The organism is Denitratisoma sp. DHT3, from assembly GCF_007833355.1.
Taxonomy (GTDB): Bacteria; Pseudomonadota; Gammaproteobacteria; order Burkholderiales; family Rhodocyclaceae; genus Denitratisoma.
This window is the reverse complement of record NZ_CP020914.1, coordinates 2,370,373-2,383,926: the sequence shown is the minus strand read 5'-3', so window position 1 is coordinate 2,383,926 and position 13,554 is coordinate 2,370,373. Positions and strand designations below refer to the sequence as shown.

The following is a 13,554-nucleotide window of genomic DNA, read 5'->3' as shown; positions in this document are numbered from 1 at the left end:
GTTTCCTGTCGATCAATGATGACGGTAGCGGCGCTGCACGTGTTCCTGGCGCATGGCGATCACGGCGCGGCGTTCCTCCGGCGTGACGCGGCGGGTGTGGGCGGGCAGGTGGCGGTCCAGGTCGGCGAACTTCACCACCTGGGCCGTGGCCCAGGGCCAGTTGTCCTTGGGCCGCTCCGGATAGGCCCAGCGTACCGACATGTAGCCTTCGGGGTGGCCGGTGGTGTCGATCCAGTTGGCGATGCCGGGGTCCTGGTGGGCGATCACGTAACGCAGGGTGCCGTCCGGCTCGCGGTCGGCCTGGAAGGCGTTGAGGCTGCTCTGGGCGCCGCCGAATTCGAGGGATTCGCCCCACATGTTGCCCAGGTGGAAGCCGATGTAATAGGGCTCGATGGGCTGGCGCAGCTCCATGATCAGCGCCTCGTCGGGGGCCAGTTCGAAGATGCCGCCGCAGTAGATGTTGGTGCTCATGCCGCCGGCGGTGGCGAGCGACGCGGCGTTGGGCTTGTTGAAGGCGTTGCGGGGCATGAAGCATTCGCCGTCGCCGTTCATGTCGCCGTAGGCTTCGCAGGTGATGGCGTAGAACTCGTTCCAGAAATGCACCTGATTGCGCGTGATCCTGCCGATCTGGCGCATCTGCCCGGCCGCCTGGGCCGGCGTGTAGGCGGGGCCGGGCCGGCCGAGCCGGTCCACCCGGTGGATGAAGAGATCGAGCAGGTCTTCGTTGGCCCAGTCGTAGAACAGCTCCCGCAGCACCACCATCTGGGCCACGTACTCGCGGGTCTCGGTGGTGCCGTCCTTCTTGGTGCGGGTGCGGCTGGCGCGGGTGAGCATGAAGTTGCCGCTGTAACCCTCGGGCTTTTCCGGGGCGAGCAGAATCTCGAAGCTGCCGTCCGCGTTGACCTGGAGGTCGGTGCAGTCCAGCATCGAGCAGTTGATGCGGGAGCCGGCCTGCATTTCCTTGAGGCTGCCGCTGTCGCCGGAATAGCCGCTGGGGGCCTCGAAGATCACGTAGTGGGGCGCCTTGCGGCCGTTCTCGATGGGGGGCTCGCCGCGCCAGTGGCGCGTGTCGCCGGCGCGGCCGCGGATGACGTAGCTGTGGTTGCCGTCGATGGGGGCCGAGAGGTAGATGGCGTCGGCGTTGTCGATGGTGGAGCGGTTGAGCGGCTGGATCGCGCGCACGAAATAGGGATTCTCCGGCGTCGGCCCCAGGCCCCGGGCCAGGGAGCCGTAGAGGAAGCCGAGCACGTAGCGGTAGCCTTCGGCCAGGTTGCGGGGCGAGGCCGGGGGCGGCCAGAGGGCCGGGTCGTCGATGGCGTCGCGGGCGGAGGCCACCTGGGTGAGCAACTCGTCCCAGGCGGCGCGCAGTTCGTCGGCGTCGGCCTGGGTGGCGGCATCCTGGGGTTGGTTTTTGTCAGTCATGGTCGGACTCCTGGGCAGAGAGGGATGCCGTGTCCGCATCCCAGTGGAATTGTTCGAAGAGCGGCGCCAGGCGCTGGCGGATTTCCTGGTCGGAAAGGCCGAACTCGGCCAGGCTGTAGCGGTGCTCCGTCTCGTGGCGCTTGGCGCGGGCCTCCTCGGCGTCGAGGAAGGCGCGGTAGGCGGGCGTCATCTCCAGCCCGAGGTCGGCATACACCTGCTCGATCGTCGCCTTGGGCGCGGCGGTCAGCCGCCGGTAGTCGATGACGGCGCAAGGCACGTCGGGGTGGCGTTTCAAGGCTTCGATCGGGTAGAGATAGGTCTCGTAGGAGAGGTCGGTCATCACCCGGGTGGATTCCCGGATGCGCTCGGCCGACATGTTGCCCTGGAGCTTCCAGCTCACGTTGAGGAGCTTCAACAGGCTGGGGATGGTCTCGTAGGGATTGCGGTAGAGCACCACGAAGCGGGCGTCGGGGAACGCCTCGATCAGCGACTCCACGCGGCCGCACCAGGTGGGGTTCTTGCTCAGGTGGATGCGGTCGCCGCCGTTCAGGTAGAGCTGGCGGCGCACGCACTCCTTGTAGAAGCGCATCATGCGGCGGCGGCTGGCGGCGGGGCGCTGGTCGATGTGGAAGAAGTCCAGTTCGCCCATGTAGGGCAGCTTGGTCATCCAGAAGCCGGAGGCGCAGGAGGCCTGGTAGATCAGGTCGTCCTCCTCGGGGATGGTGAGCCCCATCTTGTGGATGTGCTGGGTGGGACCGAACTTGCGCTTTTCCCAGTCCTGCAGGCGCCGCTCGATGCGGCGGCCGAAAAGATGGCGGTCCAGCCAGGCCACCAGGCGCACCAGCTTTTTCTGCAGCAGCGAGGGCAGCAGCAGTTCGTAGTATTTGAAGGCGGAAAAACGCTCGTCGCCGCACAGCAGGCGGTGGGCCAGGGTGGTGCCGCTGCGGGCGTGGCCGATGACGAACACCGGCGCCTTGACCTTCACCCGCCACAGGCCGGGGAAGAGGATGCCGTCGAGGAAAAAGCACAGGGCGTGGACCGCGGCGCGCAGGGGCACGGCCCACAGCAGCAGCTTGAGCAGGCTGCGCCGGGCTCCGGAGTTGGGTTCCTGGGCCGCCAGGCGGACCAGCCTGAACCAGATGGCGAAGTCGAAGTAGTAGATCATTGCGGTGGTTGGCTTGGGGAAATCGAGGACAGGGGCGGCGGGTGCTTCAGGTAGCCCAGCACGAGGGCCAGCAGTTCCTCGCTGAATGCCGCGTTGAGGATCTGTTCCGGGTTGTGGTCCAGGGTGGCGTGGATGGTGCCTTCGATGGCGTTGACCACCATGGTCGCCGCTATGGAGAAGTCGCGGGGAGCCAGTTCCTCGCGATAGCGCCTGAGTACGATGTGCAGAAAGTCGGCGGTGGTCATCCGCTGGGGGAAATGCTCGAGCATGTAGGTTTCGAAATCGTAGCGCCAGTGGATTTCCAGATAGAAGTCCTTCAACTGCCGATACAGCTTGCGATGGCGGGCGACCTTCTCCTGGATGAAAAAAGCCAGGGTTTCGTCAAGGGACTTCTTGGCCATGAACAGGCTTTGTTCGGTGTAGCGGTCCAGTTCGCCCAGATCGGCCACCAGCAGGCTGTTGCAGATGTCGGCGGCGATCGCGTGCTTGTCGGCGTAGTACTGGTAGAGGCTGCCGATGCTGATGCCGGCGACCTCGGCGATGCGATTGGTGGTCAGGCGGTCCGGTCCCTCCTGTTCGAGAATCCTCAGGCACGCCTCCCGGATGGCCGCGAGCGTGGCTTCGGCGCGGGATTGAATCGGATTGCGGCGGCGGGGGGCTGGACTGGATTTCATCGTGGTCGGCGGAGTGGAGTGAACATTTAAGCGGAGCCCCCGTGCCTTTGGCTACTCGCTTTCGCCACCCTTTCCAGGGTGCCGGATTTCGCTGAAAATCAATATAAATCAATCTGGTGCGTTTTTATTTCGGAATGGCGGCGACTTCAATCCGAGCAGGCTCGGTTTTGTCGCACCCAAACCAGGCGCCCGGTGGGCCCGAGTTGTTTCTTGAAGCTTTACACCCGCGGAATCTGTAATTTACACTTGTAAATTGCACGGCAACCCTTTTCATTCTCACGGAGTCAATGCACATGGCCGGTGGAACCATTGGACCTCTTCTGGAGGCCGACGAATTCTTCAATCACCAGATCGTGGAGACCTTCGCCACGGTTTCCCAGACCGACCATGCCTGGACGGAAAAGGTCTGCCTGATGGCGGCGGCGCGGGATGGCTCGCTGCAGATCGACCTGGGCCTGGGCAAGTACACCAACCGCGACGTGGTGGACGCCTACGCCGGGGTCTCCCGGGGCGTCGAGCAGTGGAACGTCCGGGGGAGCCGCGAATTGAACGTCGATCCCAACACCTTGAACGTGGGGCCGATCCGCTACGAGATCCTCGAACCCCTGAAGAAGATCCGGGTGGTGCTGGAAAAGAACGACATCCAGCCCATCGCCTTCGATCTGGTGCTGGAAGGCACCGTGCCCTGCTTCACCGAGGAGCGCGAGGATCGCCGCACCATGCGCGGTTACCGCCGCACGGCGGACCAGATCCGCTACCACCAGACCGGGCGGGCCGAGGGCTGGGTCGAAGTCCAGGGCGTGCGGACCGAGGTGACGCGGGACACCTGGGTGATGACCCGCGATCATTCCTGGGGCATCCGGCCCAGCGTCGGCGCCCCGGTGATGGACGTCACGCCGGAGCCGATGGAGTCCGGCCTGATGCAGCAGGCCCTGGCGATCTGGAACCCGGTCTATTTCGAGCGTGCCGACGGCGGCAATTTCGCCTTCCATCAGTATTACCTCTACTACGGCGGTCCGGGTTTCCGCCACGAGAAGCTGCAAGGCCACTTCGAGTTCGCCGACGGCCGGCGCGAAGCCTTCATCGGCCTCACGCCGGCGATCAAATTCAACCCGGTCAACAAGCGCCTGCTCGGCGGCGAGTTCCGCATCACCATGGCCGACGGCCGCCAGCGGGTGCTGACGGCGCGGCCGGTCAGCGATACCGGCTTCCATCTGGGGGGCGGCCTGTATCATGGACTGGACGGCAAGTTCCACGGCCAGTGGCGGGGCCGGCAGCATCTGGAGGGCGAGTATTTCGCCGACTGCTCCCTGCCGGAAACGGTGGCGCGGCTCAACCAGTTCCGCGACTGCGTGATCGAGATGCGGGACAGTGAAACCGGCGCCGTCGGCTGGGGCAACTGCCAGACCTACGTTCATGGCGCCTGGCCCGAACTGGGCCTGCCCGAGGCCTGAGACCACGCCAACGCAAGAGGAGAAACGGGATGAAACAGGACGCGGCAACCGTCGCGGCGAAATTGACCCACTGGCTGGCCGGGGCGTTCCCGGATGCACGGGACATCGCCGTCAACAATCTGAAAATGCCCTCCAGCGGGTTTTCCAACGAGACCTGGCTGTTGGACCTGGACTGGCGGCGCAACGGCCAGCTCGAACGGCGGCCCCTGGTGGCGCGCCTGCAGCCCCGCGCCACGGCCGTATTCCCCGAGTACGACCTGAAGTTGCAGTATCGCTGCATGGATCTGTTGCAGGGCAGCGACGTGCCGGTGCCCGGACTGCTCGGCTTCTGCGACCAAGACAGCCCGTTCGGCGTGCCCTTCTATCTGATGGACCGGATCGAGGGCCTCGCGCCGCTGGAGAATCCGCCCTACCACGCCGCGGGCTGGCTGCACGACATGAGCCCGGCCGAGCAGGGCGAGGTCTGGCGCCAGTGCGTCGACACCATCGCCGCGATCAACCGGGTGGACTGGCGCGCCCGCGGCTTCGATTTCCTCGATCGTCCGCATCTGGGCAAGACGCCCCTGGCGCAGATGATCGCCTACTACCGCGGCTACCTGGCCTGGGTGGAAGGCCGCCGCCGTCCCTACCCGCTGTTGCGCCGGATGCTGGACTGGGTGGAAGCCAATCAGCCGCGCGACCCGGAGCCGGTGGCACTGTGCTGGGGCGACTCCAAGGTCGGCAACTGCCTCTACCGGGGCACGCAATGCGTGGCGGCGCTGGACTGGGAGATGCCGCACCTGGGCAATCCGGTATCCGACCTGTCCTGGGTGCTGATGCTGGACCGCGCGCTCTGCGACGGCATCGGCATTCCGCGTCTGCCGGGTTTCGCCGACCGCGCCGCGACGGCGGCGCGCTGGGCCGAGCAGTCCGGCCACGACGCCGGGCACCTGGCCTACTACGAAGTGTTCTCCGCGCTGAAGTTCTCCGCGATCATGGCGGCGATCACCACCGCCTACGTCACGCACGGCATGCTGCCCGAGGACACCGACATGGACCTGCGCAATCCGGGCTCCGCCGTGCTGGCGCTGTATGCGGCCGAATACGGGATCGATCTGGGGTCGTGATCCGCGCCCTTAAAATTTCCACTTCTACGGAATTTGTGTCATGAGTGAAATTTCCAGCGCGCCGCTGCTTGCGGCGGCGCCCACCTTCCGCGACCTGGGCGGCATCGCCGCCGTGGACGGCGGCCGGGTGCGTTCCGGCCTCATCTTTCGCGCCGGCATCCTGACCGACCCGTCGCCGGCGGCGGAAGCGGCGGTCCGCGCGCTGGACCTGCGCTGGGTGATGGACCTGCGCAGTTCCCGCGAGCGCAGCCACAGTCGCGGCACCTGGGCCGACTACAGCACGGCGCGAATTCTGAACTCCGACGTCAGCACCGACGTGCGGGCCGGCAACGCGGCGCTGATGCATCTGCTGGAGCACGATTGCAGCGTCACCGGCGCCCACCGCATGATGATGGCCACCTACGAGCACCTGCCGCAGGGGTTCCGCCAGCAGCTGCCGCGGCTTTTCGACCTGCTGCTGGACGAGGCCGGGCTGCCGCTGATGGTTCATTGCACCGCCGGCAAGGACCGCACCGGCTTCGCCTGCGCCCTGGTGCTGCATGCCCTGGGCGCGGCGGAAGAGCAGATCGTCGACGAATACCTGAAGTCCGGCGACCTGCTGGTCGGCTCGCCGGTGTCCGACTCCATGGGCAACCTGCTCGCGCAGGTGCTGGGCCGGTCGCTGGAGCCCGAGGCGCTGGCGGTGATCATGGGCGTGCGCCCGGAATTCATCGAGACCGCGCTGACCGCCGTGCGCATCGAATACGGCAGCCTGGACCGCTATCTGGAAGAAGTCGGCGGCCTCACCGGCGAGCGCCGCGAACGGCTACGCCAGCGTCTGCTGGCGTAGGGCCGCCGAGCGTAAAAAACGAGCTTTTCCGCCACGCCGCATTCCCCACGATGGCCACGATGGGGAAAAGCGGCACGCGGCGCCAGCCGCATCCTATCGGTGCCGCCACGAAGTCCCCCAAACAACCGAGTGCAGCGAGCAGTATCGAACCCCCCGGAGGGGGGCGAAGGGGGGCGAACCTCAGGTTCCGCCGCAGACCGTGCAGGCCGGGTCGCGCGGCACGCGGATTTCGCGCCATTCCATGGCGAGGCCGTCGAGCAGCAGCAGCCGGCCGGCCAGGCTCTCGCCGCAGCCGATCAGCAGCTTCAGTGCCTCGGCGGCCTGGACGGTGCCGACGATGCCGGTGAGCGGGGCGAAGACGCCCATCACCGCGCAGCGCACTTCCTCCACGTCCTCGGCCTCGGGAAACAGGCAGTGGTAGCAGGGGGCGTCGTCGCGGCGCCGGTCGAACACCGAGAGCTGGCCGTCGAAGCGGATCGCCGCGCCCGACACCAGGGGGCGGCCGTGGCGCACGCAGGCCCGGTTGATCGCGTGGCGGGTGGCGAAGTTGTCGGAGCAGTCGAGCACCACGTCCGCCTGCGCGACCTCTTCCTCCAGTTGTCCCGCTTCCAGGCGTCGGGCGAGGGGCACCACCCGGCATTCCGGATTGAGTTCGGTCAGGGTGCGCGCGCCGGACTCGGCCTTGGGCTGGCCCACGGCGGCCTCGCGGTGGAGGATCTGGCGTTGCAGGTTGGTGAGGTCCACCGTGTCGCCATCGGCCAGCACCAGGGTGCCGATGCCGGCGCTGGCCAGGTAGTAGGCGGCGGGCGAACCCAGGCCGCCGGCGCCGACGATCAGCACGCGTGCGTCGAGCAGGCGCTGCTGGCCCTCGATGCCGATCTCGGGCAGCAGGATGTGGCGGCTGTAGCGAAGCAGTTGCTGGTCGTTCAATTCGATGTGAAAGTCGCGTAGAGACTTCTGGAAGCTCCCCTCGCCCGCTTGCGGGAGAGGGGCTGGGGGGGGGGGGAGGGAACCGGCAGTAGTAACCGTTATTTCTCGTTGCGCAGGTCGGGCGGCGTCTCGTCGCGGTCGCCGTGCGGATGGCGCTCCCACGCCTTGGAATAGACCTCGTGGGATTTCTTCAGCAGGCGCTCGGGGTGGCTCAGGTTGCGCAACTGGGTCTCTTCGCAAAAGTAGATCACCGCCCGCGACAACTGGGCATACACCGAATGATCGAGGTGGAAGCCCTGGCGCACCAATGCCGTCTCCAGCCCTTGCAGGGTGAAGTCGACGATTTCATATTCCACCGTCAGCGAGTTGGGTCCCTGGCCTTCGCGCACCTGCAGCCGTTCCAGATCGAGCAGCAGCGCCATCGCCTCGGCCACCTGCCCGGGCCGGGCGCCGTCGAACCGTATCTCGCGCTGCTTGCGGCTACCGGGGTGCGGATCGTCCAGCGGCATGCGCGGTTGCCCGCGCTCCTCGTCGCGCAGGCGGCGCGCTTTCTCGACCGTCATCTTGCCGGTGTGGGACATGGCGGGCCTATGGTTTGCGGATGATCTGCCAGGCCTTGAGCAGATTCATGGCCTGCTTCAGTTGGTAATCGTTCCTGGAGGCGAACTCGAACGGTTTCACCGGCGCCGCCTCGTCGCCTTCCTCCTTGCCGCCCTTGCCGCCTTTGCCATTCGGCGCCGGCGCCTTGGATTTGTCGGCGGCCTTGGCCGGCGGCGCGCCCTTGTCCTTGTCGTTCTCCAGGTGGCGCTCCAGGTCGGCCTCCCGCATGTGCAGGGCCTGGGAGTCGCCGTTGGCGGATTCCTCCACCACCACGTCCGGGACGATGCCCTTGGCCTGGATCGAGCGGCCGCTGGGGGTGTAGTAGCGGGCGGTGGTCAGCTTGATCGCGGTGTTGTTGGACAGAGGCAGCACGGTCTGCACCGAACCCTTGCCGAAGGTCTGGGTGCCCATCACCACCGCCCGCTTGTGGTCCTGCAGCGCGCCGGCGACGATTTCAGAGGCCGAGGCCGAGCCGCCGTTCACCAGCACCACCAGGGGCACGCTGCGCACGCCGGCGGGCAGGTCCTTCAGCACGTCCTGCTTGTAGCCGCGCAGGTAGTCCTCGGGCGCCGCGATGTACTTGCGCTTGGCGTCCTCGGTGCGGCCGTCGGTGGAGGTCACCAGGGTCTTGGGCGGCAGGAAGGCGGCGGACACGCCGACCGCGGCGTGGAGCAGGCCGCCGGGATCGTTGCGCAGGTCCAGCACCAGGCCGCGCAGCTCCGCGCCCTTGTTTTCCTTGTCCTGGTAGAGCTTGTCCAGATGCTTCACCAGGTCGGCGATGGTTTCTTCCTGGAACTGGGTCACCCGCAGATAGCCGAACCCCGGCTCGATCAGCTTGGACTTGACGCTCTGGACCTTGATCTTGTCGCGCACGATGGTGATCACCAGCGGCTTGGACTCGCCCTTGCGGGCGATCGTCAGGGTGATCGGGGTCTTGGGCTTGCCCCGCATCCGCTTGACCGCGTCATTGAGGGTCATGCCGCGCACCGGGGTCTCGTCGAGCTTGACGATCAGGTCGCCGGCCTTGACGCCGGCGCGCCAGGCCGGCGTGTCCTCGATCGGCGCCACCACCTTGACGAAACCGTCTTCCATGCCCACTTCGATTCCCAGGCCGCCGAATTCGCCCTGGGTATTGACCTGGAGATCCTTGAAGGCGTCGGCGTCGAGATAGGCCGAGTGCGGGTCCAGGTTGGAGAGCATGCCGCTGATCGCATGGGTGATCAGCTTCTTGTCGTCGACGGGCTCGACGTAGCCTTGCTTGATGGCGTTATAGACATCGGCGAAGCTGCGCAACTCCTCCACGGGCAGTCCGCCCATGGCTTCCTTGCCGGCGTTGGCGGAAAAATTCAGGCTGGCGAGAATGCCGGCCACCATGCCGACACCGATGAAGCCGAGCTTTTGCAGCTTGCTACGCATTGGGTTTCCTTGGATTTCCTGGGAAGGGGCTTACGACATCGACGGGCATCAGCGCAAGCTGGACCATTTGAGCGGATCGAACGGCAGGCCCTGATGGCGGAGTTCAAAGTATAAACCCGATTCCACGCCGCCGCCGCTGGCGCCGGCGGTGGCGATGACGTCGCCGGTCTTCACCTCGCGGCCGCTTTCCCGCAGCAGCGACTGGTTGAAACCATAGACGGAAAGGAAACCGTCGCCGTGATCCAGGATCAGCAGGTTGCCGAAGCCCCGCAGCCAGTCGGCGAACACCACCCGGCCGGACGCCACGGCCCGCACCTCGCTGCCCTCGGCGGCGCGGATGAACAATCCCTTCCAGGTGCCGCCCTCCGGCCGCGCCGCGCCGAAGCGGCCGGCGATCTCGCCCTTCAGCGGCAGGCGCAGCTTGCCCCGCAGGCTGGCGAAGGCGCCGCCGGCCGCCGCGGGATCGGGCGCGTGCTCGTTCTTCAGCACCGGCTCCGCGGCGTTTCGCCGGGCCGGCGCTTTCACCGAGGGGGCCGGTTTCGCCGGCGCCGGCCGGGAGAGCCGCGCGATCAGTTGCGTCAGGCGCTGCTCGTTCTCCTTGAGCGTGCCGATCTCCCGGCGCTGGGCCTTGATCTGGCTGGAAATCCGCGCCAGCAGCGCCTGGCGCTCCTGCTGCCGAGAGAGCAGACTGGCGCGGCTCTCCTGCTGGCGCTTCTCGATTTCGGCCAGCTTCGTCCGCTGTTCCTCGACTTTGGCGGAAAGCCGCTGCTTCTGCCGCAGCGAATCGCGCAATTCCGCCAGCATCCGCGCCTCGGCGGCGGAGAGCAGGCGCAGGAAATGCCGATCCCGTGCCGCCTGGTTGGGGTCGGTGCCCATCAGCATCAGTTGCAGGGCGTCGGCTTCGCCATGCAGGTACTGGCGGTACAGCAGTTGGGAAAGCTGCTTTTGCTGGCGGCCGATGCTGCCCGACAACTGGCCCGACTGCTGTTTCAGTTGCGCCAGCGCCTCCTCCGTCTCGGCCCGCTCCTGGCCCAGTTCGCGCAGACGACGATTGGCCGTTGAAATGGCGGATTCGGTCGCCCGCAACTGGTCGCTGACGTTGTTGCGGGATGTCTCGCTCCTGGCCAGATCCTTTTGCAGCGCGCCGATCCGGCCGCGAATCTCCTTGAGTTCGGTCTGCTTGCTGGTTGCCGGCGCGGCCAGGGCGAGATCGGTTGAAGACAGCAGCAAGAGCATTGCCCAGGCGAGCAGGGGCGCGCGCAAGCACCACTTCCGGAATTCCCTCGCCGAGGCGGCGGGGCGGCTATTCAACGAGTGTGGCAGGGCGAATAGTCTCAATGGGAGTCGGAGAGGCAGGCTGTTCAACGCAAGGGCGTCCCGCCGCCGGGCCGCCCCAAGGCGGGGCCGCCATGACCCGGAGCGGGGGCAGCCCGCGAACCACCGTCACCCCCTTCCCAGGGAAGGGGGCTGGGGGGAAGGCCCATCTACTTCGCCTTACCTTGTGCTGCCACCGCCGCCATGGCCGCCTTGATCGCCTCCTGGTCGCCCAGATAGTAGCTCTTGATCGGTTTCAGGTCGGCGTCCAGCTCATACACCAGGGGCTGGGCGGTGGGGATGTTGAGACCGACGATGTCGTCATCGGAAACCTGGTCCAGATACTTGATCAGGGCCCGCAGGCTGTTGCCGTGGGCGGCGATGACCACCTGCTTGCCGCTCTTCACCATCGGCGCGATGGTCTCGTGCCAGTAGGGCAGGAAGCGCGCCACCGTGTCCTTCAGGCATTCGGTGCGCGGGAACTGGTCGGGCGTCAGGTTGGCATAGCGGGGATTGCCGATCTCCAGGCGCTCGTCGCCCTCTTCCAGGGGCGGCGGCGGGGTGTCGTAGGCGCGGCGCCAGACCAGCACCTGCTCGTCGCCGTACTTGGCCGCGGTCTCCGATTTGTTGAGGCCCTGCAAGGCGCCGTAATGGCGCTCGTTGAGGCGCCAGGAGTGGTGGATGGGAATCCACATCCGGTCCATTTCCTCCAGCACCGTCCACAGGGTCTTTACGGCGCGCTTCAGGACCGAGGTGTAGGCCACGTCGAAGGCGTAGCCTTCCTGCTTCAGCAACTGGCCGGCGGCGCGGGCTTCCGCCAGACCCTTTTCGGTCAGGCCGACGTCGGTCCAGCCAGTGAAACGGTTTTCCTGGTTCCAGACGGATTCGCCGTGGCGGAGGAGGACGATCTTGTACATGGTATTTTCTGCGAGTGAGGATGAAAAAGTCCGGATGCGGGAAATCCCTGATGGGGGCCCGGCCCGATGCATCGGTATTTTATAATATTCAGAGTACCCTCCCTCTTCGGGGCCCCGCATGTCCAACACCAGCATCGTTCAGGATCTCATCGTCAGGCAGGAACACATCGAGACGGCCGCTCGCGCGCTGAAGGCGATCGCGCATCCGTTGCGCCTGAAGATCATGTGCGTGGTGGGGGACCAGGAAGTCTGCGTGCAGGACATCGTCGACATGGTGGGAACCTCGCAGAGCAATATTTCCCAGCATCTGGCCATCCTGCGCGACAAGGAGGTGCTGCAGACCCGCAAGGACGCCAATCGAGTGTTCTACCGGGTGGCCGACCAGCGCACCCTGCAATTGATCGGCCTGATGCGGGAAGTTTTTTGCGGCGCACCGCCGCCCACGAAAAAAGGATAAGAAATTTTGCTTCTGGACTTCATTCAACAAAACGTCTTCCTGGTGCTGCTGGCACTGATCAGCGGCGGCATGCTGCTCTATCCCCTGCTGCGGGGCGGTCCGGGCGGCGGCGTGTCGGTCGCCGAGGCCACGCTCAAGATCAACCGCGAGGACGCCGTGGTGGTCGATGTGCGGGAGTCCGACGAGTGGGGCAAGGGCCACATCCCGGGCGCCCGCCACATCACCCTGGGGCAGTTGGAAAAGCGCCTGCACGAAATCGAGAAATTCAAGGCCCGCCCCCTGATCGTCTGCTGCGCCAGCGGCGGCCGCTCCACCAAGGCCTGCGAGGTGCTGAAGAAGGCCGGCTTTGCCCAGGTCTTCAACCTGAACGGCGGCATGGGCGCCTGGGCCGAGGCCAACCTGCCGATCACCACCAAGTAGCGCGCATGGGAACCTGTTTCCCACACCTGCGCGCAGCGGGGTATTTCATCGTAAGGAATCCGCCATGCCACGCATCCTGATGTACGCCACCGCCGTCTGTCCCTACTGCATCCGCGCCGAGCAACTGCTGCGCCGCAAGGGCGTGACCGAGATCGAAAAGGTCCGCGTCGATCTCGAACCCGAACGGCGCGAGGAAATGATGGCGCGCACCGACGGCCGTCGCACCGTGCCGCAGATATTCATCGACGACTTCCATGTCGGCGGCTGCGACGATCTCTACGAACTGGACCACCAGGGTCGGCTCGACGCCCTGCTCAAGCCCTAGCGCGTACAATGCCTTTCCTTTTTATGCAGTCCCACTTCAACCTGAGTCCGATTCCATCATGAGCGAACAGCAGCAGCCCACCTTCAGCATCGAGAAGATTTTCGTCAAGGACCTGTCCCTGGAAGTGCCCAACGCGCCCCAGATCTTCCTCGACAACCAGCCGCCCGAAATCCAGATCCAGTTGCAGACCCAGGCCGCCGACATCGGCGACGGCTATTACGAGACGGTGCTGACCGTCACCGTCACCGCCAAGCACGAGGAAAAGACCTATTTCCTGGTGGAAGCGGGCCAGGCCGGCATTTTCCAGATCCGCAACATCCCCGCCGAGGACATGGATCCGCTGCTCTCCATCGCCTGCCCCAACATCCTGTTCCCCTACGCCCGCGAGACCGTCTCCGATGCCGTGAGCCGCGCCGGTTTCCCGCCCGTGCTGCTGGCGCCGGTGAATTTCGAGGCGATGTACCAGCAGCGCCTGATGGCCCAGCAGCAGGAACAAGGCCCTCACGAAGTACCGATTCAGTAAGC

General features: G+C 66.0%; 15 protein-coding genes. 7 read left to right on the top strand and 8 right to left on the bottom strand.

What is annotated here, in order from left to right; genetic code table 11:
* Nucleotides 1-12 precede the first annotated feature (12 nt).
* The 3 genes from B9N43_RS10960 to B9N43_RS10950 are packed head-to-tail and all read right to left on the bottom strand — an operon-like array spanning nucleotide 13 to nucleotide 3,261.
* Nucleotides 13-1,422, bottom strand: a complete 1,410-nt coding sequence (locus B9N43_RS10960; protein ID WP_186453790.1) for a DUF1214 domain-containing protein — start codon at nucleotides 1,420-1,422, stop codon at nucleotides 13-15.
* Nucleotides 1,415-2,587, bottom strand: a complete 1,173-nt coding sequence (locus B9N43_RS10955) for a sulfotransferase family protein (RefSeq protein ID WP_145842236.1) — start codon at nucleotides 2,585-2,587, stop codon at nucleotides 1,415-1,417. The genes B9N43_RS10960 and B9N43_RS10955 overlap by 8 nt, the downstream gene beginning before the upstream one ends.
* Nucleotides 2,584-3,261 carry a TetR/AcrR family transcriptional regulator gene (locus tag B9N43_RS10950; protein ID WP_145842235.1) on the bottom strand — a complete coding sequence of 226 codons (678 nt, stop codon included), beginning with the start codon at nucleotides 3,259-3,261 and terminating at the stop codon, nucleotides 2,584-2,586. The genes B9N43_RS10955 and B9N43_RS10950 overlap by 4 nt, the downstream gene beginning before the upstream one ends.
* Nucleotides 3,262-3,554: 293 nt before the next feature.
* Here B9N43_RS10950 and B9N43_RS10945 point away from each other — a divergent pair, with 293 nt between their 5' ends.
* The 3 genes from B9N43_RS10945 to B9N43_RS10935 are packed head-to-tail and all read left to right on the top strand — an operon-like array spanning nucleotide 3,555 to nucleotide 6,650.
* On the top strand, nucleotides 3,555-4,715 hold the full coding sequence (locus tag B9N43_RS10945; protein WP_145842234.1) for a hypothetical protein: 1,161 nt from the start codon (nucleotides 3,555-3,557) through the stop codon (nucleotides 4,713-4,715).
* A 29-nt stretch (nucleotides 4,716-4,744) separates the two neighbouring features.
* The gene (locus B9N43_RS10940) at nucleotides 4,745-5,821 is read left to right on the top strand and encodes a phosphotransferase family protein (RefSeq protein ID WP_145842233.1); all 1,077 of its coding nucleotides are present in this window, start codon (nucleotides 4,745-4,747) and stop codon (nucleotides 5,819-5,821) included.
* A gap of 40 nt (nucleotides 5,822-5,861) precedes the next feature.
* Nucleotides 5,862-6,650, top strand: a complete 789-nt coding sequence (locus B9N43_RS10935; RefSeq protein WP_145842232.1) for a tyrosine-protein phosphatase — start codon at nucleotides 5,862-5,864, stop codon at nucleotides 6,648-6,650.
* Between the two features lie 180 nt (nucleotides 6,651-6,830).
* Here B9N43_RS10935 and B9N43_RS10930 read toward each other — a convergent pair whose 3' ends face one another.
* From B9N43_RS10930 to gpmA, 5 genes are all read right to left on the bottom strand, one after another.
* Nucleotides 6,831-7,580, bottom strand: coding sequence for a HesA/MoeB/ThiF family protein (locus B9N43_RS10930; protein WP_145842231.1), 750 nt, complete (start codon nucleotides 7,578-7,580; stop codon nucleotides 6,831-6,833).
* Between the two features lie 98 nt (nucleotides 7,581-7,678).
* Nucleotides 7,679-8,161, bottom strand: a complete 483-nt coding sequence (locus tag B9N43_RS10925) for a hypothetical protein (protein WP_261379311.1) — start codon at nucleotides 8,159-8,161, stop codon at nucleotides 7,679-7,681.
* Nucleotides 8,162-8,168: 7 nt separating this feature from the next.
* Nucleotides 8,169-9,596 carry a S41 family peptidase gene (locus B9N43_RS10920; RefSeq protein WP_145842230.1) on the bottom strand — a complete coding sequence of 476 codons (1,428 nt, stop codon included), beginning with the start codon at nucleotides 9,594-9,596 and terminating at the stop codon, nucleotides 8,169-8,171.
* 48 nt (nucleotides 9,597-9,644) lie between these two features.
* Nucleotides 9,645-10,859 carry a murein hydrolase activator EnvC family protein gene (locus B9N43_RS10915; RefSeq protein ID WP_145842229.1) on the bottom strand — a complete coding sequence of 405 codons (1,215 nt, stop codon included), beginning with the start codon at nucleotides 10,857-10,859 and terminating at the stop codon, nucleotides 9,645-9,647.
* Between the two features lie 221 nt (nucleotides 10,860-11,080).
* Nucleotides 11,081-11,827: a 2,3-diphosphoglycerate-dependent phosphoglycerate mutase gene (gene gpmA, locus B9N43_RS10910; protein ID WP_145842228.1), complete on the bottom strand. Its 747-nt coding sequence runs from the start codon at nucleotides 11,825-11,827 to the stop codon at nucleotides 11,081-11,083.
* 118 nt (nucleotides 11,828-11,945) lie between these two features.
* Between gpmA and B9N43_RS10905 the strand changes: the two genes are divergently transcribed.
* The 4 genes from B9N43_RS10905 to secB all read left to right on the top strand — a co-directional run bounded on the left by B9N43_RS10905 (nucleotide 11,946) and on the right by secB (nucleotide 13,552).
* Entirely contained in the window at nucleotides 11,946-12,284 is a 339-nt protein-coding gene (locus B9N43_RS10905) for an ArsR/SmtB family transcription factor (RefSeq protein WP_145842227.1), read from the top strand.
* A 6-nt stretch (nucleotides 12,285-12,290) separates the two neighbouring features.
* On the top strand, nucleotides 12,291-12,704 hold the full coding sequence (locus B9N43_RS10900) for a rhodanese-like domain-containing protein (RefSeq protein ID WP_315904543.1): 414 nt from the start codon (nucleotides 12,291-12,293) through the stop codon (nucleotides 12,702-12,704).
* A 64-nt stretch (nucleotides 12,705-12,768) separates the two neighbouring features.
* Nucleotides 12,769-13,029: a glutaredoxin 3 gene (gene grxC, locus B9N43_RS10895; RefSeq protein WP_186453789.1), complete on the top strand. Its 261-nt coding sequence runs from the start codon at nucleotides 12,769-12,771 to the stop codon at nucleotides 13,027-13,029.
* Nucleotides 13,030-13,087: 58 nt separating this feature from the next.
* Nucleotides 13,088-13,552, top strand: a complete 465-nt coding sequence (gene secB, locus B9N43_RS10890; protein ID WP_145842226.1) for a protein-export chaperone SecB — start codon at nucleotides 13,088-13,090, stop codon at nucleotides 13,550-13,552.
* Nucleotides 13,553-13,554: the final 2 nt, after the last annotated feature.

Coding starts and splice junctions, on each gene's coding strand:
- B9N43_RS10940 (WP_145842233.1), top strand. CDS start 4,745: ATGAAACAGGACGCGGCAACCGTCGCGGCGAAATTGACCCACTGGCTG.
- B9N43_RS10955 (WP_145842236.1), bottom strand. CDS start 2,587: ATGATCTACTACTTCGACTTCGCCATCTGGTTCAGGCTGGTCCGCCTG.
- gpmA (WP_145842228.1), bottom strand. CDS start 11,827: ATGTACAAGATCGTCCTCCTCCGCCACGGCGAATCCGTCTGGAACCAG.
- secB (WP_145842226.1), top strand. CDS start 13,088: ATGAGCGAACAGCAGCAGCCCACCTTCAGCATCGAGAAGATTTTCGTC.
- B9N43_RS10945 (WP_145842234.1), top strand. CDS start 3,555: ATGGCCGGTGGAACCATTGGACCTCTTCTGGAGGCCGACGAATTCTTC.
- B9N43_RS10920 (WP_145842230.1), bottom strand. CDS start 9,596: ATGCGTAGCAAGCTGCAAAAGCTCGGCTTCATCGGTGTCGGCATGGTG.
- B9N43_RS10905 (WP_145842227.1), top strand. CDS start 11,946: ATGTCCAACACCAGCATCGTTCAGGATCTCATCGTCAGGCAGGAACAC.
- B9N43_RS10925 (WP_261379311.1), bottom strand. CDS start 8,161: ATGTCCCACACCGGCAAGATGACGGTCGAGAAAGCGCGCCGCCTGCGC.
- grxC (WP_186453789.1), top strand. CDS start 12,769: ATGCCACGCATCCTGATGTACGCCACCGCCGTCTGTCCCTACTGCATC.
- B9N43_RS10935 (WP_145842232.1), top strand. CDS start 5,862: ATGAGTGAAATTTCCAGCGCGCCGCTGCTTGCGGCGGCGCCCACCTTC.
- B9N43_RS10960 (WP_186453790.1), bottom strand. CDS start 1,422: ATGACTGACAAAAACCAACCCCAGGATGCCGCCACCCAGGCCGACGCC.
- B9N43_RS10950 (WP_145842235.1), bottom strand. CDS start 3,261: ATGAAATCCAGTCCAGCCCCCCGCCGCCGCAATCCGATTCAATCCCGC.